This window comes from Shigella sp. FC1967 (assembly GCF_001743005.1).
Classification (GTDB): Bacteria; Pseudomonadota; Gammaproteobacteria; order Enterobacterales; family Enterobacteriaceae; genus Proteus.
The window spans coordinates 1-26,907 of record NZ_MIIZ01000832.1 but is presented as its reverse complement, the minus strand read 5'-3'; the positions used below and the strand labels follow the sequence as shown (position 1 = coordinate 26,907).

The window sequence follows — 26,907 nt, the reverse complement described above, 5'->3', positions numbered from 1 at the left end:
AGAATGGTTTAATGAAAAAATGGCTTCTTTTGATCCTGTGTAGCACCCTATCGTTCATCACTTCAGCCAATGAACGTATTGTTACTATTGGTGGTGATATTACAGAAATTGTTTTCGCATTAGGTGCAGGCGAGCAGATTATCGCAAGAGACAGCACTAGTTTAGTTCCTGAACAAGTGAAAACACTTCCTGATGTAGGTTATATGCGGATGCTAAATCCTGAAGGGATCTTATCTGTCAAACCAACGTTGATCATTACCAGCGAATTAGCTCGCCCTTCTTTAGCATTACGTCGAATTAAAGAAGCAGGAGTCGCTGTTAAAACAATTACCGGTACACATTCATTAGAAGCCATTAATGAAAAAATAGAGACGATTGCGACTGTTTTAAATAAAGAACAAGAAGGCGATCAATTAAAAGAGAAACTGGCCCTCTCAATCAAGCAAATTCCAACCACGCCTATCAATAAGAAAATCATTTATATCATGAGTCATGGTGGTGTTGTTCCAATGGCAGCGGGTCAAAATACAGCCGCAGATACCATTATTTCATTAGTCGGTGGTAAAAATGCTATGCAAGGGTTTACAAGCTATCGTCCACTTTCTCAAGAAGGGGTTATTGCAAGCCAACCTGATATTTTGCTGGTCACCAAAGAAGGTATTAAAGGTATTGGCGGAATTGAAAAACTGTGGGAATTGCCCGGTATAAAATACACACCTGCGGGTAAAAACAAGCATTATGTTGTTGTTGATGACATGGGATTATTAGGCTTTACCCTTTCAACACCAGAAGTCATGCATCAAATTCGTCAAGCGTTGGAGCAATAATGTCTCGTTTTCATTCACCGTGGATGAGTCTTTTAGTTTTACTCTTTTTGCTTATTACTGTTGCATTAATTTCTGTGAATAGCGGTGCATTAGCCCTTTCGTTTCATACATTATGGAATAGCTCTTTTGATGATATGGAATGGCAAATTTGGCTAGATATTCGCCTACCTCGCGTATTATTGGCCATTCTCGTTGGCGGTGCTTTAGCAATATCAGGTGCGATAATGCAGGGATTATTTAGAAACTCATTAGCTGATCCTGGTTTACTTGGTATTAGTAGTGGTGCTGCACTAATGGTAGCCATTGTGATTATTCTACCGTTCTCTTTTTCACCCGCCTTTGCATTTTACAGTCATATTATCGCCGCCTTTATTGGCGGTTTAATTGTGGCAATGATTATCTTCTCATTACACCAATTGAGTGACGGTAATTTAGCACGATTATTGCTTGCTGGGATTGCTATCAATGCACTATGCATGTCTTTTATTGGTGTATTAAGTTATATCAGCACTGATCAACAATTACGTCAATTCTCTCTTTGGATGATGGGTTCATTAAGCCAGATTGATTGGAAAACCTTATCCATTGCAACCCTTGTAATCATTCCTGTCAGTATTTTGGCATGTTGGCAAAGTCATAAATTAAACCTATTACAACTTGGTGATGAAGAAGCGCATTATTTAGGACTAAATGTAAGAAGAACCAAGTTTATTTTACTACTGCTTAGCGCCATCTTAATTGGCTGTGCTGTCGCTTTAAGTGGCGTTATTGGATTTATTGGACTTGTAATTCCACACCTTATTCGTATACGTATTGGTAGTAATCATGTATGGCTATTACCAGCCACTATCTTAGGTGGTGCTACGCTCTTACTCGCAGCTGATACATTATCACGAACACTGGTATCTCCAGCAGAAATCCCTGTGGGGCTTATTACAGGATTAATTGGTGGCCCTTATTTCCTTTGGCTTATCTTACGACAACCCGCAGGAAGAATGTCATGATCGAAAAACAAAACACACCATTACTTTATGGAAATCATTTAACTCACCAAATTGGCAATAAGACGATTATTGATGATGTGTCACTTTCACTTAATGCTGGAGAATTAGTTACCATTATTGGGCCGAATGGTGCTGGAAAGTCATCGCTATTACGCTTATTAACAGGCTATATAAGACCAACACAAGGCCTATGTTATTTTAAACAAAAAACCTATTCACAATGGAATAGCCAACAATTAGCGCAAAACCGCGCTGTTATGCGACAAAATAGTCAGCTCTCATTTTCATTTTCAGTCGAAGAAGTTGGTTGCCATGGGAAGAACACCTCATGGTCAGCAACATAAAAAAATCGCCATTGAAACCGCACTACGCCAAATAGATTGTTTAAAATTTAAGGATAGAGACTATCGCCAGTTATCAGGAGGGGAACAACAGCGAGTGCAACTTGCTAGAGTATTAGCGCAATTATGGCACCCTACACCACAAGATGCTGCATTGTTCCTCGATGAACCGACCTCTGCACTTGATCTTTACCACCAGCAACACAGTTTACGTTTATTAAAACAATTGGCAAAAACACAAAATCTTATGGTGTGCTGTGTTTTGCATGATCTTAATTTAGCGTCTCTTTATGCTGATAGAATTCTATTATTGCATCAAGGAAAGTTAGTTTGTGAAGGTACGCCATACAGTGTACTCACAACAGAAAATATTCAAAAATGGTATGGCGCAGATGTGAGTGTGAATACTCATCCAGAACATTTATATCCTCAAGTCTTTCTACGTCGGTAAAATTTTATGACCAAGCCACCTTTTAGCATTACTTTCTAAGAGTTGGCTTGGTTAATTTATTCTCAATAAACTTATCAAATTGAAAATAAAAGAGTAAAAAGCCCCCTTTAATTGATTAATAAATCTTATTTTAATTTTTCGACATTTAATCAAATTAATTGACTTTAAAATACACCTTAATCAATGATTAGCTTTTATTTCACACAAAAAAATATAACAGAGTTAAAAAATAAAAGGTATAACAGTGCTATTAAGTTGAAAAAAATAAATCAATAAATTCAACAAAGTAAAAGTCATACAAAATAACATTTTTAACCTGAAAGATTCAATAAACTGAACCTTGGTTGAACTATATAAGATACACCTATCATTGTGATAATGATTATCAATCACGAAAAGCACTTTTTGCCTACCTGTTATTTTCCCCATGCTTAAAATAGGTTATAAATAACATACGTTACTATTCTATTTACTTGGGCATCGTGTCCCCACCATTTTTGTGGGAGGTTTTATGGCTGAAAATGTCGTTAATGATATTCTGAAATGGTTAGAAACCCAGTTACAACGTAACGAAGGTATAAAAATCGATACGATAGCAAATAAAAGCGGCTACTCGAAGTGGCACTTGCAGCGTATTTTTAAAGATTTTAAAGGCTGCACATTAGGCGAGTATGTTCGTAAACGTCGCTTATTAGAAGCCGCTAAATCATTACAAGAAAAAAGACATGTCTATTTTAGATATTGCTTTAATGTATGGCTTTAGCTCTCAAGCAACATTTACACGTATCTTTAAAAAGCATTTCAATACTACACCCGCTAAATTTAGAGAAAATGGCAAAATGCCAGACACTCATTGCTTTATGTCATGTGAAAATCATTAATCAATTTCGCATCACATTATTCTTAATGAAAAAACCAGCTCTTTTAGCTGGTTTTTATTTTTTTATTATTTTTTAGCATTAATAAAAATTACGCTATTGCTGCCACAAGCCATTCTTGAAGCTCATTAAGCTCCATTTTATTATTAGGATAACGCTGAATGAGCTGCTCAATAAGCCCTTTTAAGGATCCAGGTGTATAACGCTGCCCTACCAACATCTCTGATAATGTTTCTAATGGTGCAGGATCTAAACTATCTGTATAGATTTGGCTTCTAATAACATTGCCACGCTCAACGTCAAAATGTAGCTCAACGCCTCCCCATTTAAAACGATTATCTAAAAGATGTGAAAACGCAGGAGCTTGCCCAAAATTCCATTCCCAACTACTTTGTTTAGCAAATGTTTCTTCAAAACCAGGTAAATCAGGTAACTTTTGCGGTGAAATAATCTCAGCATCGACTCGCTCACCATAGTATTCAAAAAAGCTTTCAGTGATAGTTTCACAAAGTTCTTCATGAGTAATATTAGGTTTAAGCTCGACCAAATTAGCCACTCGGGAACGTACAGAAGTGATACCTTTAGCTTGAAGCTTTTTCGGATCTGGATTGAGATAATTAGCTAATCTAGATAAGTTAGCATTTATTAATAATGTGCCATGATGAAAACCACGATCTTTAGTCTCTTTATAGGCTGATCCAGAAACCTTTCTTTCGCCCTCATCTTGGGGAACCACTAAATCGTTACGTCCTGATGCCGTAGCATTAATCCCCGCTTTTAATAACCCATTAAGAATAATTTGAGTTGAAATCGTTTTATTATATTCTGGCTTTCCTGCCATAAAGGTAAAACAGGTATTGCCAAGATCATGGAAAACAGCACCACCACCACTTGAACGGCGCGCTAATTTAACACCATCTTCATCCATTTTACGGGTATTACACTCTTTCCATGGATTTTGTGCTCGCCCAATAACTACCGTATTATCGTTACGCCAAAGAAATAGTACGCGTTGATCAGCGGGCATTTGTCTAAAAATACACTCTTCAACAGCAAGGTTAAACCAAGGATCAAAAGACTCGGAAATTAACAAACGCAATTTGCCTGACATAAGGAATACCTATATGAAGAAAATAAGGTATAAGATACCATAACTCTCAATATATTAGGCTGTTAAATGGCACGAAACTACAATCGACGAGCTTGCCAGAATGTCTTTTTCCAATAGACATTATCAAGGGATGAACGCGTTACGCCTTTGCTAGTTGATGCATGGATAAATGTATTATCAGTATCATAAATACCGACATGAAGCCCATTTTCACCGCCACCGGTTTTGAAGAAAACCAAATCACCTGGCATTAAATCACTTTTACTGATTTGTGTACCATATTTAGTTTGATCAATGGTCATTCGGGGAAGCTTTATATCAAAGCGATCACTGTAAGTTTTATACACAAAGCCTGAGCAATCAATGCCCGAAGGCGTCATTCCACCATAACTATATGGCGTACCATACCATTGCTCGAGTTGCGATTTTAATTGCACTATCACCATGATAGGATCGGAAAGTTGTGTTTTTAATGGAGGCGCTGGTGGAATACGCTTAGATGGAGTTGATGAACATCCAGCCAACAGAATAATACAGAGTAAGAAAGGATAAAAAACGGACTTTCTCATTGCATCCACCTTATTGCTATCATAGATTTTAAAATCTATCTGCTTTTTTAAGCAAAAACAAGTTATTGAAGATGAATGAGTGACGATTGGTAGAATAAATAGCACGATTAACAACAGAGTTCAGAAAATAAATTCGATCATCATTATGTTAGTGTGATTGCGCTTCTTTCGTTTTTTGGCTTATTAACCACACACCAACCATGATAAATACAACACCTGCTGTTTTTGTCCATGAGGGTGTTTCTTGAAACCAAGGTAATATCACTGCAAGAATATAAACAAATACATAACTTAAGCTGATCAGCGGATAGGCTTTATTTAAAGGAATGGTACGTAAAGTGAATAGCCAACACACCATAGAAAGGACATAACCAACAAGACCAGCAAACACGATAGCGAGTGGCGTTATATTGCCCCATAGCCATGAAAAATCAAACCACTGCTTTTCTAGTTGTAAATCCGGCAATTCAGACATGCCAAATTTTAATAGCAATTGAGCCGCTGTTACTAATAGTGCGCTTCCAATTGCCCATAGATAGCCTTTCATGCTTGCATACTCATCAATACAATACCAACCATAATTGACGCGATACCAATCCAATGCCTTATATTAACGGGCTCTTTATAAACAAACTGACCAATTAATGTCACTACAATAAAATTAATACTTAACATAGGATAAGCAATACTTAGCGGGAGGATTTGTAATAATCGTAACCAAAATAGCATCCCCAAACCAAGCATTGCAATAGCAACAAAAAGCCAGAAGATCGTTTTTCTGGCTTTTGTTAATGAGTCACTTTGCCAGCTAACCACTGCCTGTTTTTGACATACTTGTCCAATGCAGGTCAAAAAGCTCACGATTAGCAATAAAACAAATGACATCAATTACGTTTCTCATAAGTTAAAATAGCAACGCGATGATTTGTCACCAACTCTTCAGGTCTTGGCAATTGTGCTAATTTCTTAGGATCTTTAAAGGAAATAACAACTGAAACATTCCCTTCTTTCCTCGCTTTTTCTAACCACTGAGCAAAATTATCAGGTTTAATTAATTTGTGTTGAGAATCTGGATACTTTTCAACACCATAAGTTAATTCACCTGTTCTTTCATAAAGATAGATATCACTACGCTGTAACTCCCACGCCAATCCTGCCCCAATACCAACACTATTGCTCACAATGTATTTGCTTGCGTTTAATGCCTCTATATTTTGGCGAATAAATTCTTGAGGCAACTTTCCATCCACACTGCTATTTGGTATTGCCTGACCAATACATAAGCTTACGCCAAGTGAACAAGATGCCGCCCACAACCAATGTTTTCCATTAAGTGTGGAGCAAAGATAGCCAATTATGCCCCATAATGAGAATGCCACTATAGCTAATACCCATTTCGACCATTCATATGGCATATAAATAGGCTTTGAAGAGGCAAGTTGGATGACTAAAATAGCGATAACAGCAGCAACGCCAATAAAAATATTAATATAACCGTTAATACGTAGCGCTTTCATTCTAAATTTTCGAGCACAATCTACGCCATATTTCGCCATTAGCATTGCTAGCGGTGCCATAAATGGCAGCATATAAGTCGGTAGTTTACCTTTCGCAATACTAAAAAATAAGAATGGAACAACAAACCAGCATAATAAGAAGAATAATTCAGGACGTTTACGTCTTTTCTTCCAAGCACTCATTAATGCACCTGGAAGCAATCCAAGCCAAGGGATAACACCTAATAAGACAACTGGAATATAGTACCAAAATGGAGAACTATGTTGAGCATCTTCACCCGAAAAACGTTGAATATGTTCAACCCAGAAGAAGTAATGCCAATAATCAGGTTCTGCTTTTGCAACAGCCAATGCCCATGGCAAACTAATTAATGCAGCACTAAATACGGCCAGTAAGCCATAGAGCAACATTTGCGTAAATTGTTTTTGATACAAAGTGATAGGTATCATAACAATGACCGGGATAGCTAACGCTAAGAATCCTTTGGTCATAAATGCCATACCACATGCAAGTCCTAATGTTATCCACGCCAATATTCGTGTTTTTACTGTGGTCGCTTTAAGCGCCCAGAAACAACAAACCATACTTGCAGTAACCCAAAGTGCCAACATAGGATCTAATACACTGTAGGTGCCTACACTAAACACTAAGAACATGGATAAATAGATTAAGCTAGAGACAAAAGCGACTTGGCGGTTACGCCACATCATTCTTGCCAATAAATAAACAAGCAATGTGCTTAAGAGAATAGATATAACGGAGCCAAAACGTACCGCAAAATTAGTGTGACCAAAAATTAATTGGCTAACATTATTGATCCAGTAACCCGCTACGGGCTTCTCAAAATAGCGAATATCGAGCATATGGGGAACAATCCAGTTTCCGCTCACCACCATTTCTCGGCTAATTTCCGCATAACGCGTTTCATCTGGTTGCCATAATAACCGGCTGTTCAATGGAAATAAGTAGGTAAGAACAAAAAAAAGAGCCAAGAGGATGGCCCCGATTTTACTCGCCCGGTTATTCAACATAGTTTCGTTAGACCTCTTGTTGGCACCCTAACCAGCCTTCTCGACCTGGAAAGTCAGATCGAACAACTTTACCCATCGGAAGCATTTCTTTATCTTGTGGTAATAAATCGCTTAACGGACAGAATTCGATGCCTTCATTTGCAATCATTGCCAATAATTGCTCAAATTGAGCAGCTTTTGACATTCCTTCAACTTCGGTGTGGATAGTATAAACAGGTATTCCGTTGTCTTTTTTGATTTCATCAATAATAAATTGATTAAAATCTTCATCCTTTACCTTTGTACCAACGACTTCATCATAAGTTGGTAATGTTACTGGAATTTGCACCGTACCGATAGAACCATTTTCCAAAATAGGCCTAAAAGGATGCGTTCCTCGACAATCGCTATTGTAATCGAATTGAAAAGTTTCTTTAACTGTTAATACGCGTTCATCTGCTCGCCATCCAGCAACTGCCGAACATTTTACAGGGTTTTCAAGTGCTTTTTCCAGTGCTTCAACACCTAAACGAACTTGTTGCATTAATTCTTCTGTTGACCAGCGTCCAACGTTTGCCTGCCAACCTTGATGATCCCATGAATGCAATCCCACTTCATGTCCCGCATCTTGGGTTTTCTTCATCAAATAACCTAAATTTTTAGCGATTTTTTTGCCAGGCCATGCTGTTCCTGCTAATAAAATATCTAAGCCATACAGCGATGCAGCATTAGATCTCAGCATTTTCCATAAAAATTTGGGCTTTAAAAGGCGCCATAAATGGCGCCCCATATTATCTGGACCAACACTAAAGAAGAAGCTGGCATGAATGTTATGTCTGGCAAATACATCCAGCAGTTGTGGAATACCTTGTTTCGTTCCTTGATAAGTATCCACATCAACTCTCAAACCCACTTTCTTCATTATTTATTCCTATTTAGTGCCTAATTCTTCAACTGCGCCACGTAAGAAGAAATCTAATGTTTCTTCTACTGTTTGACGAGTTTCAATACTTGGTTTCCAATCCAATAAACGCTCTGCGTTCTTAATGCTTGGCTTACGGTGTTCAACATCTTGGTAACCTTTACCATAGTAACTGCTACTTTCAATCTTTTTAAAGCCCGCAAATGGAGGGAAGTGACCACGTAACTCATGTTTCTCAAAGCAATCTAACAGCATTTCTGCTAATTCGCGAATACTTGCTTCGTTAGTTGGGTTACCAATATTGATAATTTGGCCGTCACATTTGTTATCACGGTTTTCAATAATACGGAACAAGGCTTCAATACCATCATTGATATCCGTGAAACAACGTTTTTGTTCACCACCATCAACCAATTTAATTGGTGAACCTTCCACTAAGTTCAGAATTAATTGTGTGATTGCACGAGAGCTACCGATACGAGCTGAATTTAAGTTATCTAAACGAGGTCCCATCCAGTTAAATGGACGGAATAATGTAAATTTCAGACCATCTTTAGCACCATAAGCCCAAATAACTCGGTCTAATAATTGTTTAGATACAGAGTAAATCCAACGTTGTTTATTTATTGGACCAACAATCAGGCGTGAATTATCTTCGTCAAATTCTTTATCATCACACATACCATAAACTTCTGATGTGGATGGGAAAATAATACGTTTATTATATTTAACGCAGTAACGTACTATTTTTAAGTTTTCTTCAAAGTCTAATTCAAATACACGTAGTGGATTACGGGTATATTCAATTGGTGTTGCAATAGCCACTAATGGCAGAATAACGTCACATTTTTTAATGTGGTATTCAATCCATTCTGTATGAATGCTCACGTCGCCTTCAATAAAGTGGAAACGTGGATTACCGATAAAGCGCTCAATTGCAGAAGAACCAATATCCATACCATAGATATCATAGTTACCATCTTTCAATAGACGCTCGGTTAAATGGTTACCAATAAAGCCATTTACACCTAAAATTAAAACACGTTTACGACGTTTAACTTGTGCCGTTGCTTTCGGTCCAACACGAACATCAGTCACAATGCCCATTTCAGCCGCTAAACGACTTCCTTGAACATAAAGCCCATTTTCACTTTGTCCAGTAACGACTTCAATTGCACCTTTCGCACACGCAATCACTAAAGGTTCTGTTGAAATGACAGTACCAGGGCGTTTATCTTGATTATCAGCAACAACGCGTGAACGCCAAATAATCATTTTACGTTCACCTAAGAAAGTGAATGCACCTGGATAGGGTTCTGTAACAGCACGTACTAAGTTGTGAACTGTTTTTGCATCTACGTTCCAGTCGATTAAACCATCATCAGCGCAACGACGGCCAAAATAAGTTGCTTGGCTTTCATCTTGCGCAGTTGTTGAATAATTTCCTGATGCAATATGGGGTAATGTGTTAGAAAGTAACTTATCAGCAGCTTCTCTTACTTTTTCATGTAAAATCAGAGAAGTATCATTATCTGCAATAGTGACTTTTTCTTGAGCGATGATATCACCTGCATCCGCTTTCGCTGTCATTTTATGCAGAGTAACACCCGTTTCTGTTTCACCGTTCACAATCGCCCAGTTAATTGGTGCACGACCACGATATTTTGGTAATAAAGAACCGTGTAAATTAAATGCGCCTTTAGGTGCCAAATTCAGGATCTCATCACTTAACATGTGACGATAATAGAAAGAAAAGATGACATCAGGCTTCATTTCACGAACACGTTCAATCCACAATGGATGATTGACATTTTCGGGGGCAAATACTGTCAACCCCATTTCTGCACTCACACGAGCAACAGATGAGAAGAAATGATTTTCATTAGGATCGTCAGTGTGGGTAAATACAGCTTGAATATCATAACCTGCTTTTTCAAGTGCTTTTAAACCAACACAGCCAATATCATGATAGGCAAATACTATTGCTTTCATTAGTCTTTTTCCTGATCTTCGTTGGGTTTATTAACGCCAACCACTTTTTGGATAAAATACCGAGGACGCGCTCTTACATCATTATAAATTCGGCCTATATACTCACCTAATAAGCCCATTGCAACGAACTGCGCTCCGATAAACATAAATAAGATTGCAAAAAGTGTGAATACACCTTCAGCAGCCCACATTGCACCGAAAATAATACGTAAAATAATTAACAATAAGGCTAAGACAAAGCCAGATACAGCGATCACGCTGCCGACAATGCTTAATAAACGTAATGGTGCCGTGGTAAGACAAGTCAATAAGTCGTACATTAAGTTAATCAGTTTTAAAAAACTGTATTTTGAATCGCCATATTCACGCTCTGCGTGTGCAACATCGATTTCAATAGTACGACGAGCGAATGTGTTCGCAAGAATAGGAATAAATGTACTTCTTTCGTGACACTGTAACATCGCATCAACAATATGGCGACGATAGGCTCGCAACATACAACCATAATCTCCCATAGAGCGACCGGTTGCTTTAGTGATCATGGAGTTGATCATTTTTGAAGCGGTTTTACGGAACCATGAATCTTGACGATTACGGCGACGTGTTCCAACAACGTCATACCCTTCTTCAGCCGTCGCGACAAGTCTTGGGATCTCTTCCGGTGGATTTTGTAAATCAGCATCTAATGTGATCACTAAATCACCATCAGCCTGATTAAAACCCGCCATAATGGCGGAGTGTTGACCGTAATTACGATTTAAAATAATTGCAATAACGTGATTTTCTTCAATTGCAGCGGCTTCTTCTAACATCTTAGCTGAATTGTCACTACTACCATCATCAACAAGGATCAGTTCATATTCTTGTTCTAATTGTTTACAGCTCTTTATGGTACGTTCTAAAAGCTGAGGAAGGCTTTCTTCCTCGTTATAAACGGGAATTACAACCGATACTTTTTTTGATTTTTTCAAATGTTGACACTTAAATATGCTCCGAAAGAATTTCATTGATCGCATTGACAACGCGAATAACATCTTCATGACTCATATCAGGAAACAGCGGCAGCGAGCATAACGTTGCAGAGTTCCATTCTGATTGAGGAAGGGATAAAGAAGGATAGCGCTCACGATAATATTTTTGTGTGTGCGCAGCACGGAAATGAAGCCCTGTCCCAATATCTTTTTGCTTCAATTTTTCCATAAAGGTATCACGATCGATACCACAAGCATTTTTATCGACTCTCACCATAAATAGGTGATTTGCATGCAGATGTGAATATTCAGGGACACTCAACATTTCTAATGGAGCGTCTTTGAGTTTTTCACGATACAGTGCAACTAATTCAGCGCGTTTAGCATTCATTTCATCTAAACGACCTAATTGCACCACGGCAATCGCAGCATGAATATCAGATAAGTTATATTTGTAGCCAGGTTCAACAACTTCCGCTTGAGGCTTACGACCTTGAATTTGTCTATCAAAGGCGTCTACCCCTAAACCGTGGAATTTTAAGCAACGTACTCTATTGGCTAATTCGTCATTATCCGTAACAACCAATCCACCTTCTGCACAAGTTACGTTTTTAATTGCGTGAAAAGAGAAGATAGAAGTTCCTTTTTCACCAATCCATTCATTTTTATATCGAGTCCCAATAGCATGCGCAGCATCTTCAATAAGAGGGATCCCTGCTTCTTGTGCAACTTTTCTTAATGCATCAAGATCGCAAGGTGCACCTGCATAATGAACGGGAATAATTGCTTTCGTTCTAGGCGTAATCGCTTTTTTGACGTCTTCTGCACTCACCATCAAGGTATCACGGTCGACATCAACCATCACGGGTTCTGCGCCAAGTAACGTAATGATATTTATCGTTGAAACCCACGTTTGTGATGGAGTGATCACTTCATCACCAGCACCAATTCCCATCGCCATTAAAACAACATGCATACCAGCAGTAGCAGAACAAACCGCGATAGCATGTTTGCTACCAAATTTTTCACAAAAATTTTGCTCTAATTGATGATTTTGAGGGCCTGTTGTAATCCAACCTGAACGCAGTACATCCTCAACGGCTTTGATTTCTTCATCGCCAATCGCAGGGCGAGAGAAAGGAAGGAAGTGACTCATAAAAATGTAGCCTAATTAATCAATGAATAAAAAACAATTATATACAAACTATTGCTCACCGACATCCGCCTTATTAAGAAAATATTAAAAAAACCTTAATAATTACCTTGGGATGAACTTAATAACAACCATATTATTGCAAAACCAGCCAGTCAATATGATCAACATCATTGATGCACTTAATATTTGCATTAAATGTAGTAGATAATAAATTTTCGTCCAACAAAAGCACGGGAGCACAAGACTTGACCAAACATCCATTTTTTATGAGCCAAATTCTATCTGCTTTTTGATAAGAATGATTCAAATTATGTGTACTCATAATAACGGCACCACCTTGTTGGCAAAATTTTCTCAATCCACTTGTCTAAAATTGCCAACTGTACGACATCTAAATTATTTGTTGGTTCATCAAGTAACATTAATTTTCCTTTTAAATCATAACTTGACCATAATTGAATAAATACACCAACAATTCTAACCCTCTGCCATTCACCTCCCGATAAATGATGAATATTTTTTGACAATAATTTATCAATTTTAAAATCATTTAACAGATTATTTAATTGCTGTGCATCCATTTTCGACAATTTATGATATAGCGAGAGATAATGAAAAACAGGCATAAATGGCAAAGCTTCCAATTGTTGTATAACAATGCTCTGTATTCTAGAAAGATCATTATATTTATAATGTTTTATTGAGGTTTCGTTTAGAATAATTTCACCACTAAATGGAAGCTCTCCAGCGATCGCCATTAAGAGTGTACTTTTTTCCCGCACCATTAGCACCAATTAAGTGGACGCGCTCTCCATAATTAACTTGCTCTGTAAATGCGTTAATTCGTTTGTTAACACTTAAATTATCAAGTTTAAGTAACATCATATTACAAACGTCCCATCTCTTTTGTTGCCAATAACCAGATAAATATAGGCGCACCAAGCGTTGCGGTAATCACGCCAATCGGAACTTCTGCACCATTTAAAATCAAACGAGATAGCAGATCAGCAAGTAATAATAATCCACCACCAGCAAGCGCACACGCTGGTAGTAGCGTTTTATAATGAGTTAATCCACATAGCCTTAATAAATGCGGAACAACAAGTCCTACAAAGCTTATGGCGCCCGCCAAAGCAACGCTCAACCCTATCAATATCCCAACAGCTAAAATAAACCAATTTCGCCATTGATTGACAGATATACCTAATTGCTTTGCTCTGAATGAACCCAACGATAAATAATTAAGAACGTCTGCTTGTAGAATAAGAATTAAGATAATGGGTATAAGGACCCAAAATAAGATTTGATGGCGCCAATCAATGCCACTAAAACTCCCCATCAACCAATACATTAATTGTCTTAAATCTAAAGCCGAACTGAAGTAAACAAGCCAAGTCATTATTGCACTCGCCATAACGCCTAGTGCCACACCTATTAATAGTAATTGAGCATTAGATAGCTTTTTTATTCGAGTAAAGAACATTAATAAGAGAGTGATCCCTAATGCACCAAATATCGCTGCACTACTTATTAACCAAGGACTTAAACCAATTTGTAAAACAATAAGTAATACAACGCACACTCCCGCACCACTGCTTACCCCTAATAATCCCGGCTCTGCAAGTGGGTTTTGAAATAAAGCCTGCATAATAGCACCAGCAATTGCTAGACTAGCACCCACCGCCATAACTGCAAGTACTCTTGGTAAACGGAGTTGCCAAACAAATAAATGGGCTTCATCTGTTAACCATTGATCTGGAAATAACAAAATCTCACCAACAGAGAGAGAAAAAACAAACAAAAAACATAATACTAACGCCATTAAAAACAGTTTTTTTCTGTCATCAATGCGTTGTCTTTTAGTCAATTTTATCAGGGGATTAACTTCTTTATTCATTTCATTCCCTATTCATAAAACAATGGGCTTTACTGTTTTTATTTATAAAATAATTTTTAGCAACATAACACGTTCGCATTCAATGATGAAAACCTAAATTTAGAACATGTAAGCCTGTTTCTAGTAAAGAAGGAATATTAGAATTAATGATTATAATGTTGATAGAAACAAGGGTTAAAAAGAAAGAGTCAAAATAAGAATAAAAAGAAAGATAATGAAAAATAAAAATATTTCTATTTAGATGAAATAGCTATTCAGATTATATTGATAAATGTAAACATCCTAATACGTTTATCATCAAAATAAGATACAGATAATAACGATAAAAAAACGCTTTCAAAGAAAGCCGTTTTGGATGTTTTTAAATATTATTCTTTTGGTGTTGCGCTTTCAACCCGGCTTTTTAACTTTTGTCCTGGGCGGAAAGTAACAACACGGCGAGCTGTAATAGGAATATCTTCCCCAGTTTTCGGATTACGACCTGGGCGCTGATTTTTATCACGCAGGTCAAAGTTGCCGAATCCAGATAGCTTCACCTGTTCTCCGTTTTCAAGAGAACGACGCACTTCCTCAAAAAAGGATTCTACAAGGTCTTTTGCATCGCGTTTGCTAACACCAAGTTTTTCAAACAGATTTTCTGCCATTTCAGCTTTTGTAAGCGCCATAGGTCTAGTCCCTCAAGGATGCTTGGAATCGCTGTTTCAATGCTGCTACACAATTACTCACTGTTGCAGCAATCTCATCTTCTTCCAGTGTATGCTCGATATCCTGCAAGATTATGCTAATAGCGAGGCTTTTATAACCCTCTGCTACTCCCTTACCACAATACACGTCAAATAAGTTTATGCCAACTATTTGATTTCCGCCAACTTTCTTACATTCGGCTAAAATATCCTCTGCAGCAACATCATTCGGAACAACTACAGCGATATCTCTACGATTCGAAGGATAACGAGAAATTGCTTTTGCTTGTGGCAAACTGCGATTTGCAATTGCATTCCAACGTATTTCGAATACTACCGTACGACCGTTTAAGTCAAGTTTACGTTCAAGCTCTGGATGAACAACGCCAATACAGCCAATATATTCATTTCTCAGATAAATCCCAGCACTTTGTCCCGGATGAAGTGCTGAATGATTAGCTGGTTTAAATGTAATTTCATCTAGCTGGCCTGTCAATTCCAGAATTGATTCAATATTACCTTTCAAATCAAAGAAATCAACAGTTTGCTTCTCTAAACTCCAATGTTCTTCATAACGGTTGCCCGCGATCACACCCGCTAGCATAAGTTCCTGACGTATTCCATATTCTGCTTGATTATCAGGAACAAAACGCAGACCTGCTTCAAATAACCTAACTCTAGATTGTTGACGGTTCTGATTATATACAGTCGTAGTCAATAATCCGGTTAATAGAGACAGTCGCATTGCTGACATATCCGCTGAAATCGGATTAGGCAAAATTAATGCTTCTTCATTTGGATGTAACAAAGATTGGATCTTAGGATCAACAAAGCTATAAGTAATGGCTTCTTGGAAACCGTTGTCTACTAGCATTGTTTTAACGCGTTTTAATGATAAGTTCGCTTCACGGTGATTAGTCATCACCAAATCAGCGCGTAATGGTACATCTGGAATATTGTTGTAACCGTAAATACGGGCAACTTCTTCAATCAGATCTTCTTCGATTTGAACATCAAAACGCCATGAAGGAACAGTTGCTACCCAGCCATCATTTTCAACAGAGACGTTGAAACCTAAGCGAGTTAACGAATCTAAAACTTGTTCATCATTAATCACATGACCTAATAAACGGTCTAATTTTTTACGTGTTAATTTGATTGGTGCGATATTTGGTAAATGTGCTTTATTGGTTACATCAATCACTTCGCCAACGTCACCACCACAAATTTCTAACAGTAACTTAGTTGCACGTTCAATCGCATTGTATTGCAGTTCCGAATCAACACCACGCTCAAAACGATGGGAAGCATCCGTATGTAAGCCATAACGACGTGCTCGGCCTGTGATAGCCAATGGAGAGAAAAATGCACACTCTAAGAAGACATTTTTCGTTTCTTCATTAACACCTGATGATTCGCCACCGAAAATACCTGCCATACCTAATGCTTGTTTTTCGTCAGCAATAACTAATACATCATCTTTTAATGTAATTTCATTGCCATCGAGTAAAGTCAGTTTCTCACCGTTTTTACCCATACGAACGACAACAGCACCTTCAACGCGATCAAGATCGAACGCGTGTAACGGTTGACCCATTTCAAGTAGAACCAAGTTGGTTATATCAACTATTGGATCAATAGAACGGATCCCACCACGACGTAATTTTTCTTGCATCCATAATGGTGTTTTTGCTTTCACATTCACATTAGTGAAAACTCGCCCTAAATAACGTGGGCACGCTTCTGGCGCTTCAACACGTACAGGGAATGTTGCTGAAGAAGTTGCCATAACTGGCGACATATCAGGTAATTGGCATTCCATTTTATTGATAACAGCAATATCACGAGCAACACCCAAAATACCTAAACAGTCAGCACGATTTGGGGTAATACTAATTTCAATCGCATTATCATTTAATTTTAAGTATTCACGGATATCCATGCCAATAGGTGCATCAGCAGGTAATTCAATAATTCCTTCATGATTTTCTGAAATTGCTAATTCAGAAAATGAGCACAACATACCTTCAGAGGGTTCACCACGGAGTTTTGCTGCTTTAATTTTGAAATCGCCGGGTAATACAGCCCCAATTGTTGCAACCGCAACTTTTAGCCCTTGGCGACAGTTAGGTGCGCCACAAACAATATCGAGTAATCTGTCACCGCCTACGTTAACTTTCGTTACACGTAATTTATCCGCATTAGGGTGTTGTCCACATTCAACAACTTCACCGACAAACACACCGTGAAAATCACCCGCAACAGCTTCCACGCCATCAACCTCAAGGCCAGCCATTGTTAGTTGTTCAGAAAGCGCTTCGCTACTAATCGCTGGGTTTACCCACTCACGTAACCAAAGTTCACTGAATTTCATGAGATAATCCCACCTTATTTAAACTGTTTGAGGAAACGAAGATCGTTTTCGAAGAATGAACGTAAATCGGTGACACCGTAACGTAACATAGTCAGACGTTCCATACCCATACCGAACGCAAAACCTGAATAAACCTCAGGATCGATACCGACATTACGTAATACATTTGGGTGAACCATACCGCAGCCCAACACTTCTAACCATTTACCATTCTTACCCATTACATCGACTTCTGCAGAAGGCTCTGTGAATGGAAAATAAGAAGGACGGAAACGAATTTCCATATCTTCTTCAAAAAAGTTTTTCAGGAAATCGTGTAATGTTCCTTTTAAATTGGTAAAGCTAATGTCTTTATCAACAATTAGACCTTCAACTTGATGGAACATCGGAGTATGAGTCTGATCGTAATCATTACGATATACGCGACCTGGTGCGATGATGCGAATAGGTGGCTGTTTATCTTGCATGGTACGAATTTGTACACCTGATGTTTGTGTACGCAGTAAACGTTTCGCATCAAACCAGAAAGTATCATGGTCGGCTCTTGCCGGGTGATGTGCAGGAATATTCAACGCATCAAAGTTATGATAATCATCTTCGATTTCAGGACCTGATTCTACTGAAAACCCTAATTCGCCAAAGAAAGTTTCAATACGTTCAATTGTACGAGTTACTGGGTGTAGACCACCGTTTTCAATACGGCGACCAGGCAAAGACACATCAATTTTCTCAGCTGATAAACGTTCGTTTAATAATGCTGATTCAAGATAGTCTTTACGAGTGTTCAGCCCTTGTTGAACCTCTTGTTTAGCCTGATTAATGACAGCCCCTGCAGCTGGACGGTCTTCCGCGGGTAAGTCGCGCAGCGTGGACATCTGAAGCGTTAAATGACCTTTTTTCCCCAAGTATTCAACACGAACCGAATCCAGCGCAGCAACATCCTGTGCCTCTTCGATAGCTGCTTTAGCTTGAGCAACGAGTTCAGCGAGATGTGGCATCGTTTCCTCTTCCTTTGACCTGATGAGGTCTATTAGTTGTTATCAATGATGACGAATAAAATTGCCCTTTTTGGTTTCTAACCCAGTATTGGGATCTGAAAACAAAAAAGCCTCCATATTGGAGGCTCAGGCGCTACTTTTCGTTTCTTTTCTTACGCGCAAAAGCCCCCTAGAATTAGGCGCTAAAGTAAAAAAAAGAAAACGGAAAAAAGCGATATTTAACATGGATAATGTCTCTTAAAATATTAACTTATTGAATTTATATCATTAAGCCACAAATTTAGACAAAATAAAAGAGGGAGAAAACTCCCTCTTCCATTGCTTAATAAATAATTAAGCCAGAGCACCTTTCGCTTTTTCAACTAAAGCAGCGAATGCTACTTTGTCGAATACAGCGATGTCAGCCAGAATCTTACGGTCGATTTCAATGGATGCTTTTTTCAGACCATTGATGAAACGGCTATAAGACATACCGTTCTGACGAGCTGCTGCGTTGATACGCGCAATCCACAGCTGACGGAACTGACGTTTTTTCTGACGACGGTCACGGTACGCATATTGACCAGCTTTGATTACAGCCTGGAAAGCTACACGATATACACGTGAACGTGCACCGTAATAACCTTTAGCTTGCTTTAAAATTTTCTTGTGACGAGCACGGGCGATAACACCACGTTTAGCACGAGCCATATTAAACTCCTAAATGTCTATATTCTGTTAAAAAAGTAATACTTATGCGTATGGTAAGCAAGCTACGACCAGGCCTAAATCTCCTTTAGAGACCATGCCTTTTGGACGTAAATGACGTTTACGCTTAGTTGATTTTTTAGTCAGAATGTGACGGAGGTTAGCATGCTTGCGTTTGAAGCCACCACCAGCAGTTTTTTTAAAGCGCTTAGCTGCGCCGCGTACTGTTTTAATCTTTGGCATTTCTATAATCCACTTCGCATTGTTAATAACATAAAATAATGAGGCGAATAGCAATCAGCCTTTAAAGGCTGACGCTATTACTTGAATTGCCCAACTATTTCTTCTTCGGCGCTAACACCATGATCATCTGACGCCCTTCAATCTTATTAGGGAAAGATTCAACAGCAGCCAGTTCATCCAAATCTTCACGGATGCGGTTAAGCATTTCCATACCGATTTGTTGGTGTGCCATTTCACGACCACGGAAACGCAGTGTAACTTTGGCTTTATCGCCATCTTCAAGAAAACGAATCAGGTTGCGTAGTTTGACCTGATAGTCGCCTTCATCTGTACCAGGACGGAATTTAACTTCCTTAACCTGAATAACTTTTTGTTTCTTTTTCTGTTCTTTGAGAGTCTTACTTTTCTCATAGAGGAATTTGCCGTAGTCCATAATACGACAAACCGGCGGCTCGGCATTAGGACTGATTTCAACTAAATCAGCACCTGCTTCCTCGGCTTTCTCAAGAGCCTCTTTCAGACTAACAACTCCAATCTGTTCGCCATCCAAACCTGTTAAACGAACTTCATGAGCGCGAATCTCACCATTGATGCGATTCTGACGCGTTGATTGAATTCTTTTTCCGCCTTTAATACCTTATTCCTCCAACTGATGAAGACTTCTGCTTCTAATTTCTTGCAGAAGCTTTTCTTTAAATTCGTTAACGTCAATACTGCCAAGGTCTTTTCCTCGACGAGTACGAACCGCTACTTTGCCTGATTCAACTTCTTTATCGCCACAGACAAGCATGTACGGAACACGACGTAAAGTATGTTCACGAATTTTAAAGCCAATCTTCTCATTTCTCAAGTCTGCTTTTGCACGAATTCCGGCATCTTGCAATTCTTTGACGAGTTTTTGTACATAATCAGCCTGTCCATCCGTGATATTCATCACGACAACCTGCTGTGGTGCTAACCAAGTAGGGAAAAATCCTGCATATTCTTCTGTCAGAATACCAATAAAACGTTCTAAGGATCCTAGCACTGCTCGGTGTAACATAACAGGTACTTTACGCTCGTTGTTTTCGGCAACATAAGATGCGCCTAAACGACCTGGTAGTGAGAAGTCTAATTGTACTGTACCACACTGCCATGCACGATCTAAACAATCGTAAAGTGTAAATTCAATTTTAGGGCCATAAAACGCCCCTTCGCCTGGCTGATATTCAAATTCAATATTGTTATCAGTTAAGGCTTTTGCTAAGTCAGCTTCAGCAACATCCCATAATGCATCTTCACCGATACGTTTTTCTGGGCGAGTAGATAACTTAACAACGATTTTTTCAAATCCGAAAGTAGAATATACATCATAAATCAATTTGATGCAGTCATTTACTTCACTTAAAATTTGTTCTTCAGTACAGAAGATATGCGCATCATCTTGTGTAAAGCCACGAACACGCATTAAACCATGTAATGCGCCTGATGGCTCATTACGATGGCAACTACCGAATTCAGCCATACGCAATGGTAAATCACGATAAGAACGTAAACCTTGTTTAAAGATTTGCACGTGACCTGGGCAGTTCATTGGTTTAATACAATATTCACGGTTCTCTGAAGACGTTGTGAACATATTTTCTTTGTAGTTTTCCCAGTGACCTGTCTTTTCCCAAAGAACACGATCCATCATAAATGGACCTTTTACTTCTTGGTAATCATATTCTTTTAATTTGCAACGTACAAATGTTTCTAACTCACGGAAAATCGTCCAACCATCATTATGCCAGAAAGCCATACCTGGCGCTTCTTCTTGCATATGATATAAATCAAGCTGTTTACCAATTTTACGGTGGTCACGTTTAGCGGCTTCTTCTAAGCGATCTAAGTAAGCTTTTAGCTGTTTCTTATCAGCCCAAGCTGTACCATAAATGCGTTGTAGCATTTTATTATCGCTGTTACCGCGCCAATATGCACCTGCGATTTTCTGCAATTTGAAATTATGGCAGAAACGCATGTTTGGAACGTGTGGTCCACGGCACATATCAACATATTCTTGGTGATGATAAAGACCAGGTTGAGAATCTTGGCTAATATTTTCGTCAAGAATAGCAACTTTATAATCTTCACCACGAGAAACGAATGTTTCACGAGCTTCAGCCCAGCTTACGCGTTTTTTAATCACGTCATAATCTGTTTTCGCCAACTCTAGCATGCGTTTTTCTAGAGTGTCTAAATCTTCCTGTGTTAGAGAATGGTCTAAATCCACATCGTAGTAGAATCCATTTTCAATAACAGGACCAATCGCCATTTTGGCCTGTGGCCATAATTGTTTAATTGCATGTCCCAATAAATGGGCACAAGAGTGACGAATAATTTCAAGTCCTTCATCATCTTTTGCGGTAATAATCGCCAGATTTGCATCATGTTCGATTAATTCACAAGCATCCACCAGCTCACCATTAACACGACCTGCAATACATGCTTTTGCAAGTCCAGGACCGATATCTGCAGCAACATCCATGACAGAAACTGCATTTTCAAATTGACGTTGGCTTCCGTCAGGAAGAGTAATAATTGGCATTTAAAATCCTTATTTACAGTGGTGACCCATACGCAAGATCACTTGTAAGCTTTTTATTTCATATATATTCAGTACGTTACGACAATTTCTCACTTTTACCTCGCGAGGTTTGTACGCAGTTATGTACACATATTTATTTTATAAATACCCATAGCATCACTGAGCCTTATCGCAACTCAGGGGGGATATTATCACAGACTGTAAAGATTTATACATTTATCTGCCTATATATCCCCGAGAAAACACGAAATAGAAACGACAAAAAAATCTCACTTATTACATTTTAATTACAATGTAATAAGTGACTCGATATTTTTTTCTCTTAGACAAACTTTGCTTTTTTATAGGATTTCATTACCATTAGTACCAATCAAGCGGAAACCGTGGCTTTAAAAATAATATTCTCTGGGGCGGGCCAGAACCTTTATTGTTAACATAAAAGGTGTATAACGTGTTTTATCTAAAGCCCCGCGCTCGTAAATTAGTTTATGCTATTACTTTTGAAATGCTCGCAATTTTGTTAAGCACTGTTTTACTTGCAGTATTAAGCCAAAGCCAATCTCATGATTCACTGCCTGTTGCCATTGCTGTTTCTATTATTGCTCTGATCTGGAATTATATTTTTAATTCTTTTTTTGAATTAATTGAGTTAAAACTAAAAATAACAAAACGTACAGTCATTGTACGACTTACCCATGCAATAAGTTTGAATTAGGTCTGTTCTTCTTTACCATTCCACTTTATATGTGGTGGTATCATGTAAGCTTTATCAAAGCAATAAGCATGGAAATCACTATATTAGTGTTCTTCTTTATTTATACCTATTTATTCACCTTCGCCTTCGATAAATTATGTCCCCGTATTTATTTGGTAAAAAATAAAAGTGATGTAATGGCTCAATCTTGTCGATACTCAGTCGGACTTTTATTAAAGTATTGGCGAAACGCCTGACTAAATGCAGAGTGCGAGTCATACCCTACTGCTAGAGCAATATTTTCAATATTTACTGATGTGTATTTTAATAATTCAGCAGCTTTGCTAAGTCGTTGTTGAGTGACATATTGCATTACAGACACGCCTACCTCTGCTTTCATTTTTCGTTGTAACGTACTCGTTGATGTATTAAAAGCAAAAGCAATATCATGTGCTGTTAATGGTGTATGTAACTTATTCGCTAACCAAGCATCTAAACTATCACGCCAACCTTTTTGTATTTTCATTTGAGCGAGTAATAAGCGTGTGATCGTTGAATATTGATCTGGAGACTGAGGGTATTGATGTAACCACTCTAATAAACTAACGGCTGCTGGTGATAACGCAAATTGCCCACCTTTCTCACTTAATTGCCATTGTGAGGTTGCTGGAAGCTCTAAAATAAGATTTTTATTATCTATATTGCCTGAAAAGGCATGATGAATAGTTGGAGGAATAATCAAACAGTTTTGATTACATATCAGAAAGTCTTTTCGATTGAAATTAACTTCCATCGAACCCGAAAGCCCGAAAATAATCTGCCATAAATTATCATGCTGATGAGATACCGTCTCTTGTGTATAACATCGCAAATGCAATTGAGGTAATAACAAAAGACACTCCTTTATATCCATCCTGCTATTGAATAATGACTATATCAAAACTCAGCAAAACATCACTATTTAAGAGTGTCTATCAAGATACTTATTATGCTAACCGTGAACCATTTGGTAAAGGTAAGTTAAATTCCGCTAATACAATTGCGCCCGTTTCATCAGGCGCCCCTGTAATTAAAACTTCAGATTTTATACCCGCAATGCGTTTAACGGGGAAATTGCATACACACAAAATACGTCGTCCCACAAGCTCTTCAGGTGTGTAGTTTACCGTAATTTGAGCACTTGAACGCTTTATGCCCAACTCACCTAAATCGACGTCCATTACATAAGCAGGTTTATTCGCTTTCTTATTTATTTCTGCGCTAATAATCGTTCCTACTCTCATTTCTACACGTAGAAAATCGTCCCATTCAATGAAATCTGTCATCTTTTTACCAATCTATTATGTTTACGGTTATATCACTATTACTGAATTATAGATTAACACACATGGTGCTAGCCCACCTGTGGCAAGACAGTCATTCTCTGTTGAGAAAGAATCACTCACACTCTTTTTTCTCTATTTTCATCATTCTGAATTTTGTCTATTTTTTAATAACCGTTTAAATAACCATATCAATTTATAAATTTGTTATGTATAAAAACTATTCTTAAGAAACGCATTTTATTAATAACTCCAGAGAATATTTATTATGAAAAAGATAACAGAGTGGACAACACTGGAAGGAAAACTTGTGCGTTTAGTGCCCTTAAGTATGGAGCACTACTCAGAACTCCATGAACTAATTAGAAAAGATAGGCCTGATGAACTTTGGTATACCACCGTTCCTTCGCTAACAGAGCTAAAACACGATATTGAGCATAAACTTCAATTACAACAAAAAGGGTTAATGCTACCTTTTTCTATTATTTCTAAAGCGAATAACAGTGTAGTTGGCATAACAACCTTTATGAATATTGATAACCAAACACCAAGATTAGAAATTGGCTCCACGTGGTATGCTAAAGAAGTGCAAAGAACGGGAATAAATACAGAAGCTAAATATCTCTTACTTAAATATGCTTTAGAAGACTTGAAAATGTATTGCTGTTGAATTTCGTACTCATATATTAAAACCAGACTAGCCGTAGAGCAAATTGAAACGACTTGGTGCAAAAATTAGATGGTATTTTACGTAATCATAGATTAACGACAGCGGGACAAAAAAGAGATACTTGCGTTTATAGCATTACTGATTATGACTGGGAAGCGGTAAAAGTACATTTAGAGTGGCTGATGAAAAAATACTAATACACATTAAGAATATTATGAGGAAAATAACTTTTATCTTGTTTAATTTGTTATCATAATTACTCCTTATTATCTGTTATTGGGAGCTTTTGGATTCCATGCATTCTGTTTACCAATTTTTTTCAGGCTATTGGTCTTGGTCTTATTTTGCTTTTACCTTTAACTAATCCATTGACGACTGTTGCTCTTTGGCTTGGCCTTTCAGGCAATATGACAAAGGAGCAACGTAATCAACAGTCTTTAATGGCATGTGTGTATATCTTCATCATTATGACCATCGCGTTCTATGCAGGACGGATCATAATGACAACCTTTGGTATTTCAATTCCCGGTCTTCGTATAGCAGGCGGAATGATCGTTGCTTTTATTGGCTTTAGTATGTTGTTTCCAAATACGCCTAATGTCGATGATCCTATTTCAGACGATAACAATCCTCATCGAAATCCCAAAGAGCCGAATATTGCCTTTGTTCCTTTAGCAATGCCTAGTACAGCCGGCCCCGGAACAATCGCAATGATAATAAGTACAGCGGCTTCAATCCCCTCACGTACTGATATTGCGCAATGGGTATTGTATATCGCCCCTGTGACAAGCTTCTTTTTAATTAGCGTTATTGTTTGGGTATCACTCCGTGGTTCCACTCGCATTATGAAATATTTAGGCCATAGTGGTATTGACGCTATTTCTCGCGTAATGGGATTTTTATTAATCTGTATGGGTGTTCAGTTTATGATCAACGGCGTTCTTGAGATTGTTGCTGATTTACCCGCTTTATTAAAACAGGCTCAAGCAGCCGCTAATTTGCCAGATTAATTATCGCCTGCATGGTAAGCCGCCCTCACTTTTGCTAAATAACGCGGTGCTTGAGAAGCGGGATGATTTTTTTCAACATAACGATAAAAATCATCCGCACTCATTGAATTAATTTTAGCGATGGCATTATTTCTATCTTTATCAAATGTTCTTAATAAAGCACCAGCGCCATTCACATAAGCAAGGATAGTGGCGTAATAAAGCGTTTCAGGATCGATAATACCAACAAGGTGGCGCTCTCTTAATAATTGAATATACGCTGTACCCAAATCGATATTAATAGCGGGATCTTTCAGTTGAGCCGTTGTTGGTTGCCCTGCTTTACCCCTATTTTGATAAACATCTCTTCCCGCAGTTGATGCTTTAATTTGCATTAATCCTACTGCGTTTGATTTACTAATAACTTCAGGTCTAAAGTTTGATTCAACTTGGATAATCGCCTTAATTAATGTTTCATCAACATCGTAACGACTCGAGGCTTGTTGTATATGGTTATCAAAAGGTGTTGATTTCCATTGTGCCGTTGAGATTGAAGCATTATTAATACGATTTTCGACTGGTTTTTGGCTTAAGAATCGTGGTGTTTCTTTTTGAACAGGTTGACGTGCATGCTCAGCACAACCCGCAAGAAGCAAAATTGCCAAAGAAAAGATGATTTTTACCTTCACGTTTTATCCTTTTGCAGAAAGGGTTGTACAAAGACACGGTATATATCAACGGATTATAGAATATAACTCTATTTTCACGCAAAATGCACGCTAAAATATGGCAAAGCATGAGAAATAAATCAATCTATTACTATTTCTAGTGGATGCGTGTTTTATCTCAAATCTATTCTATTCACAATATTACCCCAAAAATAGATTACTCAGAATAAAATTCTGCTATAACGGGGTTATTTCATATTATTACTTACCATCGAATAAATAATGTGCGTTAAAGCAATATAAAAGAAGTGTTGAGAGGTGGTAATAAAAATCGTAGAGACATAATCCGCCTTAGATTAATAAACG

At 38.0% G+C, this 26,907-nt stretch carries 27 protein-coding genes, 3 pseudogenes and 1 other annotated feature; of the genes and pseudogenes, 8 read left to right on the top strand and 22 right to left on the bottom strand.

What is annotated here, in order from left to right:
* Nucleotides 1-11: 11 nt before the first annotated feature.
* The 4 genes and pseudogenes from BHE89_RS14125 to BHE89_RS14110 all read left to right on the top strand — a co-directional run bounded on the left by BHE89_RS14125 (nucleotide 12) and on the right by BHE89_RS14110 (nucleotide 3,504).
* On the top strand, nucleotides 12-827 hold the full coding sequence (locus BHE89_RS14125; protein ID WP_069369331.1) for a heme/hemin ABC transporter substrate-binding protein: 816 nt from the start codon (nucleotides 12-14) through the stop codon (nucleotides 825-827).
* Nucleotides 827-1,831, top strand: a complete 1,005-nt coding sequence (locus BHE89_RS14120) for a FecCD family ABC transporter permease (protein WP_069369332.1) — start codon at nucleotides 827-829, stop codon at nucleotides 1,829-1,831. Before BHE89_RS14125 ends, BHE89_RS14120 begins: the two co-directional genes overlap by 1 nt.
* Nucleotides 1,828-2,623 (top strand): annotated as a pseudogene (locus BHE89_RS14115) (heme ABC transporter ATP-binding protein). Before BHE89_RS14120 ends, BHE89_RS14115 begins: the two are co-directional and overlap by 4 nt.
* Nucleotides 2,624-3,134: 511 nt before the next feature.
* A pseudogene (locus tag BHE89_RS14110) lies at nucleotides 3,135-3,504 on the top strand (helix-turn-helix domain-containing protein).
* A gap of 88 nt (nucleotides 3,505-3,592) precedes the next feature.
* Here the strand turns inward: BHE89_RS14110 and BHE89_RS14105 are convergent.
* From BHE89_RS14105 to thrS, 19 genes are all read right to left on the bottom strand, one after another.
* Nucleotides 3,593-4,612: a lipoate--protein ligase A gene (locus tag BHE89_RS14105; RefSeq protein ID WP_069369335.1), complete on the bottom strand. Its 1,020-nt coding sequence runs from the start codon at nucleotides 4,610-4,612 to the stop codon at nucleotides 3,593-3,595.
* 77 nt (nucleotides 4,613-4,689) lie between these two features.
* Complete coding sequence (locus BHE89_RS14100) at nucleotides 4,690-5,181, bottom strand: C40 family peptidase (protein ID WP_069369336.1); 492 nt, start codon at nucleotides 5,179-5,181, stop codon at nucleotides 4,690-4,692.
* A gap of 148 nt (nucleotides 5,182-5,329) precedes the next feature.
* On the bottom strand, nucleotides 5,330-5,728 hold the full coding sequence (gene arnF / locus BHE89_RS14095) for a 4-amino-4-deoxy-L-arabinose-phosphoundecaprenol flippase subunit ArnF (RefSeq protein WP_069369337.1): 399 nt from the start codon (nucleotides 5,726-5,728) through the stop codon (nucleotides 5,330-5,332).
* On the bottom strand, nucleotides 5,725-6,066 hold the full coding sequence (arnE, locus tag BHE89_RS14090; RefSeq protein WP_069369338.1) for a 4-amino-4-deoxy-L-arabinose-phosphoundecaprenol flippase subunit ArnE: 342 nt from the start codon (nucleotides 6,064-6,066) through the stop codon (nucleotides 5,725-5,727). The genes arnF and arnE overlap by 4 nt, the downstream gene beginning before the upstream one ends.
* Complete coding sequence (arnT, locus tag BHE89_RS14085) at nucleotides 6,066-7,730, bottom strand: lipid IV(A) 4-amino-4-deoxy-L-arabinosyltransferase (protein ID WP_069369339.1); 1,665 nt, start codon at nucleotides 7,728-7,730, stop codon at nucleotides 6,066-6,068. The genes arnE and arnT overlap by 1 nt, the downstream gene beginning before the upstream one ends.
* 7 nt (nucleotides 7,731-7,737) lie before the next feature.
* Complete coding sequence (arnD, locus tag BHE89_RS14080; RefSeq protein WP_069369340.1) at nucleotides 7,738-8,631, bottom strand: 4-deoxy-4-formamido-L-arabinose-phosphoundecaprenol deformylase; 894 nt, start codon at nucleotides 8,629-8,631, stop codon at nucleotides 7,738-7,740.
* A gap of 9 nt (nucleotides 8,632-8,640) precedes the next feature.
* Nucleotides 8,641-10,623, bottom strand: coding sequence for a bifunctional UDP-4-amino-4-deoxy-L-arabinose formyltransferase/UDP-glucuronic acid oxidase ArnA (arnA, locus tag BHE89_RS14075; protein WP_069369341.1), 1,983 nt, complete (start codon nucleotides 10,621-10,623; stop codon nucleotides 8,641-8,643).
* The gene (gene arnC / locus BHE89_RS14070; RefSeq protein WP_286146157.1) at nucleotides 10,623-11,594 is read right to left on the bottom strand and encodes an undecaprenyl-phosphate 4-deoxy-4-formamido-L-arabinose transferase; all 972 of its coding nucleotides are present in this window, start codon (nucleotides 11,592-11,594) and stop codon (nucleotides 10,623-10,625) included. Before arnC ends, arnA begins: the two co-directional genes overlap by 1 nt.
* A gap of 10 nt (nucleotides 11,595-11,604) precedes the next feature.
* The gene (gene arnB / locus BHE89_RS14065) at nucleotides 11,605-12,750 is read right to left on the bottom strand and encodes a UDP-4-amino-4-deoxy-L-arabinose aminotransferase (protein WP_069369343.1); all 1,146 of its coding nucleotides are present in this window, start codon (nucleotides 12,748-12,750) and stop codon (nucleotides 11,605-11,607) included.
* Between the two features lie 308 nt (nucleotides 12,751-13,058).
* On the bottom strand, nucleotides 13,059-13,508 hold the full coding sequence (locus BHE89_RS25875) for an ATP-binding cassette domain-containing protein (RefSeq protein ID WP_286146156.1): 450 nt from the start codon (nucleotides 13,506-13,508) through the stop codon (nucleotides 13,059-13,061).
* Nucleotides 13,480-13,635: a hypothetical protein gene (locus tag BHE89_RS25870; protein ID WP_286146155.1), complete on the bottom strand. Its 156-nt coding sequence runs from the start codon at nucleotides 13,633-13,635 to the stop codon at nucleotides 13,480-13,482. The genes BHE89_RS25875 and BHE89_RS25870 overlap by 29 nt, the downstream gene beginning before the upstream one ends.
* Before the next feature lies 1 nt (nucleotide 13,636).
* Complete coding sequence (gene btuC / locus BHE89_RS14055; RefSeq protein WP_069369345.1) at nucleotides 13,637-14,647, bottom strand: vitamin B12 ABC transporter permease BtuC; 1,011 nt, start codon at nucleotides 14,645-14,647, stop codon at nucleotides 13,637-13,639.
* A gap of 368 nt (nucleotides 14,648-15,015) precedes the next feature.
* Complete coding sequence (ihfA, locus tag BHE89_RS14050) at nucleotides 15,016-15,312, bottom strand: integration host factor subunit alpha (protein WP_023582381.1); 297 nt, start codon at nucleotides 15,310-15,312, stop codon at nucleotides 15,016-15,018.
* Between the two features lie 4 nt (nucleotides 15,313-15,316).
* The gene (gene pheT, locus BHE89_RS14045) at nucleotides 15,317-17,704 is read right to left on the bottom strand and encodes a phenylalanine--tRNA ligase subunit beta (protein ID WP_069369346.1); all 2,388 of its coding nucleotides are present in this window, start codon (nucleotides 17,702-17,704) and stop codon (nucleotides 15,317-15,319) included.
* A gap of 14 nt (nucleotides 17,705-17,718) precedes the next feature.
* A complete protein-coding gene (gene pheS, locus BHE89_RS14040) occupies nucleotides 17,719-18,702 on the bottom strand; it encodes a phenylalanine--tRNA ligase subunit alpha (protein WP_069369347.1) in 984 nt (327 codons plus the stop codon).
* A gap of 100 nt (nucleotides 18,703-18,802) precedes the next feature.
* Nucleotides 18,803-18,928, bottom strand: a sequence feature (Phe leader region).
* A gap of 107 nt (nucleotides 18,929-19,035) precedes the next feature.
* Nucleotides 19,036-19,392: a 50S ribosomal protein L20 gene (gene rplT / locus BHE89_RS14035; protein ID WP_006537111.1), complete on the bottom strand. Its 357-nt coding sequence runs from the start codon at nucleotides 19,390-19,392 to the stop codon at nucleotides 19,036-19,038.
* 42 nt (nucleotides 19,393-19,434) lie between these two features.
* Nucleotides 19,435-19,632 carry a 50S ribosomal protein L35 gene (gene rpmI / locus BHE89_RS14030; RefSeq protein ID WP_004263702.1) on the bottom strand — a complete coding sequence of 66 codons (198 nt, stop codon included), beginning with the start codon at nucleotides 19,630-19,632 and terminating at the stop codon, nucleotides 19,435-19,437.
* 94 nt (nucleotides 19,633-19,726) lie between these two features.
* The gene (infC, locus tag BHE89_RS14025; RefSeq protein ID WP_036937410.1) at nucleotides 19,727-20,266 is read right to left on the bottom strand and encodes a translation initiation factor IF-3; all 540 of its coding nucleotides are present in this window, start codon (nucleotides 20,264-20,266) and stop codon (nucleotides 19,727-19,729) included.
* 3 nt (nucleotides 20,267-20,269) lie between these two features.
* Nucleotides 20,270-22,198 carry a threonine--tRNA ligase gene (gene thrS, locus BHE89_RS14020; protein ID WP_069369348.1) on the bottom strand — a complete coding sequence of 643 codons (1,929 nt, stop codon included), beginning with the start codon at nucleotides 22,196-22,198 and terminating at the stop codon, nucleotides 20,270-20,272.
* Nucleotides 22,199-22,649: 451 nt separating this feature from the next.
* Between thrS and BHE89_RS25865 the strand changes: the two genes are divergently transcribed.
* A complete protein-coding gene (locus tag BHE89_RS25865; protein ID WP_286146154.1) occupies nucleotides 22,650-22,913 on the top strand; it encodes a chlorhexidine efflux transporter in 264 nt (87 codons plus the stop codon).
* 29 nt (nucleotides 22,914-22,942) lie between these two features.
* On the top strand, nucleotides 22,943-23,149 hold the full coding sequence (locus tag BHE89_RS25860) for a chlorhexidine efflux transporter (RefSeq protein WP_286146153.1): 207 nt from the start codon (nucleotides 22,943-22,945) through the stop codon (nucleotides 23,147-23,149).
* On the opposite strand, the gene BHE89_RS14010 is transcribed toward BHE89_RS25860, so the two are convergent.
* Both BHE89_RS14010 and BHE89_RS14005 read right to left on the bottom strand, forming a co-directional pair.
* Nucleotides 23,095-23,784, bottom strand: coding sequence for an AraC family transcriptional regulator (locus BHE89_RS14010; RefSeq protein ID WP_069369349.1), 690 nt, complete (start codon nucleotides 23,782-23,784; stop codon nucleotides 23,095-23,097). The two genes, BHE89_RS25860 and BHE89_RS14010, sit on opposite strands and share 55 nt — an antisense overlap.
* A gap of 94 nt (nucleotides 23,785-23,878) precedes the next feature.
* Nucleotides 23,879-24,217 carry a tRNA-binding protein gene (locus tag BHE89_RS14005; protein WP_069369350.1) on the bottom strand — a complete coding sequence of 113 codons (339 nt, stop codon included), beginning with the start codon at nucleotides 24,215-24,217 and terminating at the stop codon, nucleotides 23,879-23,881.
* A gap of 265 nt (nucleotides 24,218-24,482) precedes the next feature.
* Here BHE89_RS14005 and BHE89_RS14000 point away from each other — a divergent pair.
* Nucleotides 24,483-25,081, top strand: a pseudogene (locus tag BHE89_RS14000) (GNAT family N-acetyltransferase).
* Between the two features lie 102 nt (nucleotides 25,082-25,183).
* Nucleotides 25,184-25,894 (top strand): MarC family NAAT transporter, encoded by a 711-nt coding sequence (locus tag BHE89_RS13995; protein WP_128860557.1) that lies wholly within the window; start codon nucleotides 25,184-25,186, stop codon nucleotides 25,892-25,894.
* Here the strand turns inward: BHE89_RS13995 and BHE89_RS13990 are convergent.
* Nucleotides 25,891-26,562: a transglycosylase SLT domain-containing protein gene (locus BHE89_RS13990; protein ID WP_069369353.1), complete on the bottom strand. Its 672-nt coding sequence runs from the start codon at nucleotides 26,560-26,562 to the stop codon at nucleotides 25,891-25,893. The genes BHE89_RS13995 and BHE89_RS13990 overlap by 4 nt on opposite strands.
* Nucleotides 26,563-26,907 lie beyond the last annotated feature (345 nt).

Coding starts and splice junctions, on each gene's coding strand:
- BHE89_RS14125 (WP_069369331.1), top strand. CDS start 12: ATGAAAAAATGGCTTCTTTTGATCCTGTGTAGCACCCTATCGTTCATC.
- BHE89_RS14120 (WP_069369332.1), top strand. CDS start 827: ATGTCTCGTTTTCATTCACCGTGGATGAGTCTTTTAGTTTTACTCTTT.
- BHE89_RS14105 (WP_069369335.1), bottom strand. CDS start 4,612: ATGTCAGGCAAATTGCGTTTGTTAATTTCCGAGTCTTTTGATCCTTGG.
- BHE89_RS14100 (WP_069369336.1), bottom strand. CDS start 5,181: ATGAGAAAGTCCGTTTTTTATCCTTTCTTACTCTGTATTATTCTGTTG.
- arnF (WP_069369337.1), bottom strand. CDS start 5,728: ATGAAAGGCTATCTATGGGCAATTGGAAGCGCACTATTAGTAACAGCG.
- arnE (WP_069369338.1), bottom strand. CDS start 6,066: ATGTCATTTGTTTTATTGCTAATCGTGAGCTTTTTGACCTGCATTGGA.
- arnT (WP_069369339.1), bottom strand. CDS start 7,730: ATGTTGAATAACCGGGCGAGTAAAATCGGGGCCATCCTCTTGGCTCTT.
- arnD (WP_069369340.1), bottom strand. CDS start 8,631: ATGAAGAAAGTGGGTTTGAGAGTTGATGTGGATACTTATCAAGGAACG.
- arnA (WP_069369341.1), bottom strand. CDS start 10,623: ATGAAAGCAATAGTATTTGCCTATCATGATATTGGCTGTGTTGGTTTA.
- arnB (WP_069369343.1), bottom strand. CDS start 12,750: ATGAGTCACTTCCTTCCTTTCTCTCGCCCTGCGATTGGCGATGAAGAA.
- BHE89_RS25875 (WP_286146156.1), bottom strand. CDS start 13,508: ATGGCGATCGCTGGAGAGCTTCCATTTAGTGGTGAAATTATTCTAAAC.
- BHE89_RS25870 (WP_286146155.1), bottom strand. CDS start 13,635: ATGATGTTACTTAAACTTGATAATTTAAGTGTTAACAAACGAATTAAC.
- btuC (WP_069369345.1), bottom strand. CDS start 14,647: ATGAATAAAGAAGTTAATCCCCTGATAAAATTGACTAAAAGACAACGC.
- ihfA (WP_023582381.1), bottom strand. CDS start 15,312: ATGGCGCTTACAAAAGCTGAAATGGCAGAAAATCTGTTTGAAAAACTT.
- pheT (WP_069369346.1), bottom strand. CDS start 17,704: ATGAAATTCAGTGAACTTTGGTTACGTGAGTGGGTAAACCCAGCGATT.
- pheS (WP_069369347.1), bottom strand. CDS start 18,702: ATGCCACATCTCGCTGAACTCGTTGCTCAAGCTAAAGCAGCTATCGAA.
- rplT (WP_006537111.1), bottom strand. CDS start 19,392: ATGGCTCGTGCTAAACGTGGTGTTATCGCCCGTGCTCGTCACAAGAAA.
- rpmI (WP_004263702.1), bottom strand. CDS start 19,632: ATGCCAAAGATTAAAACAGTACGCGGCGCAGCTAAGCGCTTTAAAAAA.
- thrS (WP_069369348.1), bottom strand. CDS start 22,198: ATGCCAATTATTACTCTTCCTGACGGAAGCCAACGTCAATTTGAAAAT.
- BHE89_RS25860 (WP_286146153.1), top strand. CDS start 22,943: ATGTGGTGGTATCATGTAAGCTTTATCAAAGCAATAAGCATGGAAATC.
- BHE89_RS14005 (WP_069369350.1), bottom strand. CDS start 24,217: ATGACAGATTTCATTGAATGGGACGATTTTCTACGTGTAGAAATGAGA.